At 58.3% G+C, this 3,783-nt stretch carries 4 protein-coding genes; 1 reads left to right on the forward strand and 3 read right to left on the reverse strand.

Features of this window, described 5'->3' with window-relative positions; genetic code table 11:
• Window positions 1-240 precede the first annotated feature (240 nt).
• From LJE91_07945 to LJE91_07955, 3 genes are all read right to left on the reverse strand, one after another.
• Window positions 241-459: a DUF2283 domain-containing protein gene (locus LJE91_07945; GenBank protein ID MCG6868646.1), complete on the reverse strand. Its 219-nt coding sequence runs from the start codon at window positions 457-459 to the stop codon at window positions 241-243.
• On the reverse strand, window positions 456-698 hold the full coding sequence (locus LJE91_07950; protein ID MCG6868647.1) for a hypothetical protein: 243 nt from the start codon (window positions 696-698) through the stop codon (window positions 456-458). Before LJE91_07950 ends, LJE91_07945 begins: the two co-directional genes overlap by 4 nt.
• 240 nt (window positions 699-938) lie before the next feature.
• The gene (locus LJE91_07955) at window positions 939-1,313 is read right to left on the reverse strand and encodes a hypothetical protein (protein MCG6868648.1); all 375 of its coding nucleotides are present in this window, start codon (window positions 1,311-1,313) and stop codon (window positions 939-941) included.
• A gap of 515 nt (window positions 1,314-1,828) precedes the next feature.
• Here LJE91_07955 and LJE91_07960 point away from each other — a divergent pair.
• Entirely contained in the window at window positions 1,829-3,487 is a 1,659-nt protein-coding gene (locus LJE91_07960; protein ID MCG6868649.1) for an NERD domain-containing protein, read from the forward strand.
• Window positions 3,488-3,783 lie beyond the last annotated feature (296 nt).

Consider the following 3,783-nt stretch of genomic DNA (forward strand, 5'->3'; position numbering starts at 1 on the left):
AGCGAGCATGGTGGGAGAACGAGACAAAAAGTTTACGATTTCGAGGCGCATAGTGGGCCTACGCAACGAGAAATCGGGGATTTTTTGGCCGCTCTCCCATCAGCGCAGTAGATTGTTCCTAAGGCCGACAGGCTCCTAGAATCAGGCTGAATGAGAGCGGACAGGGGATTTATTCAAAGCCAGTCTGGCTGAAGCGACCTTGGTCAAGTGCGCGCTATTTGTATTGCCTGCAGGCGGGTTTTATGCGGCAGCCGTTTCAATCTTGCCAGGCAGTTTGCTGAGGATAAGTTTATTCAGTTCCACTTTGTTAGTGGCATTGTCAATATCAATACCAACCAACTTGCCATCAGCATCATAATCCAGAACGACCCCCTCCGAGATTTCACGACTCTCAGTACTAGGACGTTCAGATAGATCGATATAGAGTGAGTCGGTTTCCTGATAGTAGTTCAGTTTCATGGTTGAAATCCTCGATCTGGAAAAGCGTTGTGTATTGTAACCTTATCTTCGAGGGTAACAATCCGCAAGTAGCGTCCTTCAAGTTCAGGGATGGCTGCCCAGAATCGGTGTCGATTGTGCTCCTGAGGTTCTGAACGAATGGCATTTTCAATCACGTAGATGCACCAGTCTTTTTTCAGATAGGGGCGCTTCCGTAGCACTTCCTTCTCAAAATATTCAGTGAATTTGTAGTGATCCATCTTCCTTCTGCTCAAATACCTTCGCTCAGGCGCATGATCGATTGCTTGCGGCTTAATCCCTGCCCGACGAGAAGGGATTTCAAATCGTTATCGGTTGGTCGATGGTGTGAACGGCCTGTGGGAAGGGGTAGGATCAATTGTATCCTGCTTGGTAGATAAATTGTTGTTGTCAAAAGATCCACATACCTTCCAGGCTCCGAACTCTTACAATCACGGTATAGAGCGGAAAGCCTCATTGGCCTATTTGCAGGAAATCTTCTCCTTCACCGTCGCCATCAGCCCTTCGGCAGCCGGTACATCCCGCTTGTCCCGATTGTCGGTCGACCACTTCATGAAGGCCCAGCGGATTTCATCCGGCCGGTTTCCCGGTGGAGGCAGGCAGAAGTAGGCCGCTTTCGGGTCCTCGGCCAGCGGGAGAAAGGTGTCGGTGAAACCGTTGATGTACTGCTTGCACTCGCCTTCCGACGCGGCCCCCCATCGGACGTCGCTGTCGCCCTCGATGCAGAGTTCGAGTTGCCTGACCGTATAGCCGGAAAGTTCGGCGGCACGGGTGTGTAAGATCGGGGCCAGAGCCACGATGGTTACGGCACCGAAGAGAAGGATCTGATTTTTCACGGGTCTGTCCTCGCGCCGTTATCTGGTCCCTGACTGATCGGCATGGGCCTTCGGTGCCTTGTTCATGATTTTCCATGCGACTCGTTTGTCGCCGATCCAGGCGAGTTGACCTTGGACCGCAGCTCGTCATCGGCCTTTTCATATTGGCAGCCTGTGGAAGAGCCCCGCACGCTCCACCTTTTCACGCGCCTCCACCGACAGTGGCCCGGTCAGGGGCCGGTGCGGTCCCACACTGACAAGCTGCTTGTCCCCGCGGGTTACGATCTGTAGTCGGTCGTGGTCGAGCACCGGAATGGCTCAGGACTGAACGACTGTGCCCTTGGGGCGGTCGCTGGCGCAGGTACCGATATAGTCGGGCGTTCAGGAAAGATCCTCCTCCTGTCTTCGACCCAGAAGAATCGGCACGGAACCGCGATCTTCGCCGGCGTGGGCCGTAAAGTTTTCCTGCTTTCAGCTGCTAAGATCGGTCACGGGACCGGAAAATTCGCAAACTCCGCAATGGAGGTGCCGTCGACGTGGCTTACATTGTACCCTCCGATATCTCCCGTCTCGCCCTTTCCGGTGCGCACCTACCGGAACTGGAAACCTTGCGAACCCTCAAGTCCACCCTTTCGGACGACTACACGGTCTTCCACGGTGTTCACTGGACCCGCGAGTACCATGGCTGGACACACTTCGGAGAGATCGACTTCGTGGTCCTGAACCGTTCCGGCGACGTGTTGTTCATCGAGCAGAAGAACGGGGTGCTCAGCGAGGAGGGCGGTAGACTGGCGAAGCATTACGACCAGGGCGAGGGCGCCAAGGATCCGGTCGGACAGGTGCATCGGTCGATCGACAAGGTGAGGGAGAAGTTTTACTGGCGCCATGGGAAAACGCGATCGCTCGATGTCGACTACCTCGTCTATCTGCCGGACCATCTCGTGCGGGACCTGAATGCGGCCGGCCTCGACGCCTCCAGGATCGTCGATGCGGGTGACGGCGATTCGCTCCCTGCCCGGATCGAGGCGATACTCCGCCCGGGGCACGATGCCAGAGACGGTTGGCGCGAAACGGTGCACGAGTTCTTCTGCCAGACCTTTCAGGTCGTCCCGGATATCCAGGCCCACAGGGACTCCCAGGAACGCACCTTTGTTCGCCAGATCGGGCCGGTCGCGTCGATCCTGACGAGCCTGGAGATGACGCCGTTTCGCCTTCGCTTTACCGGGACCTCGGGCAGCGGCAAGAGTCTGGTCGCGCGACACTTCTACGCACGGGCGAGCGATGAGGGCAAGCGTGTTCTCCTGACCTGCTTCAATCGACCGCTGGCCATGCGTCTCCGGGACCGTGTGTCAAGCAAGGGTTACGTGGACACGTTTCACGGATTCTGTGTCGAGTTCCTGAAGCGCAGGGGGCAGGCGCCGGACTTCGACCGCGCGGGCGGGGACCCGGAATTCTGGCGGCGCATACCCGATCTGGTGACGGCGGAGCGCATCCCGGAAGACTGGCTGTTCGACGCCCTGGTCGTGGACGAGGGGCAGGACTTCGAGCAGGAATGGCTGGAGATCCTCTGTCTGTTCCTGCGTGACGGCGCCGACATCCTGTGGCTGGAGGACCCGGAGCAGAATCTGCAGGACAAGCCGCGTGTCGAGACCGGGGGATTCGTCGGGTTCCATTGTCCGGTGAACTACCGCAGCCCGGAGTCGATCGCCCGGTTCCTTCGCAACACGATGAACATAGAATTCGAATCGGGTAACGATCTCCCGGGCCTCGGTGCCGGTGTGCATCGCTTCGGGGAACCGGGGGAACAACCCAGGATCGTCGCGAGGATCGCGGCGGACCTCGTTCGCCGGGGGTTTACCCTCGACGACATCGTCGTGCTCAGTTGTCGCGGGGCGCGGAACTCGGTCTTCAGCGACATCGCTCGGGTCGGGGCGATGCGGCTGCGACGCTTTACCGGTGACTATGATGCGGAAGGGAACCAGATTCTCACCGATGGCAAGTTGACCTTCGAGAGCATCTACCGTTTCAAGGGGCAGGAGGCGCCCGCGGTCATCCTCGTGGATGTCGATCCGCGCGAGGATCGCCGCGGACGGGAGGAGCAACTTCTATACTGCGGCATGACGCGGGCCACCGTCCGCCTGGACCTGGTCGTGCGGGAGGGTAATCCGACAAACAGGCGATTTCTGCAGGCCTAGATGGAACGTCCATGGCGCATGGTCCATACCGCACCCGATGGGTAACTCATGGCGAGGAGCGGACAGTGGCCCAACGCCGGCCAACCGGTAGCTTCATGATGTTTGAAGACAGCTGGATGTGATGATCTTAGGCGATTGCCGGAAAATGACATACCAGATCGCGCCGGGTGAACTGCGAAGCAGTGAACGGCTTGGGCAGGAAGCCCAAGACCGGTGCCCAAGCAAAGCAGGGACAGCGCCGCGCCGGGATCGTTTGTCAGCCAGGCGCGACAACAGGCGCATCGTCGAACGATGGA

The sequence above is a fragment of the Gammaproteobacteria bacterium genome (genome assembly GCA_022340215.1).
GTDB lineage: Bacteria > Pseudomonadota > Gammaproteobacteria > JAJDOJ01 > JAJDOJ01 > JAJDOJ01.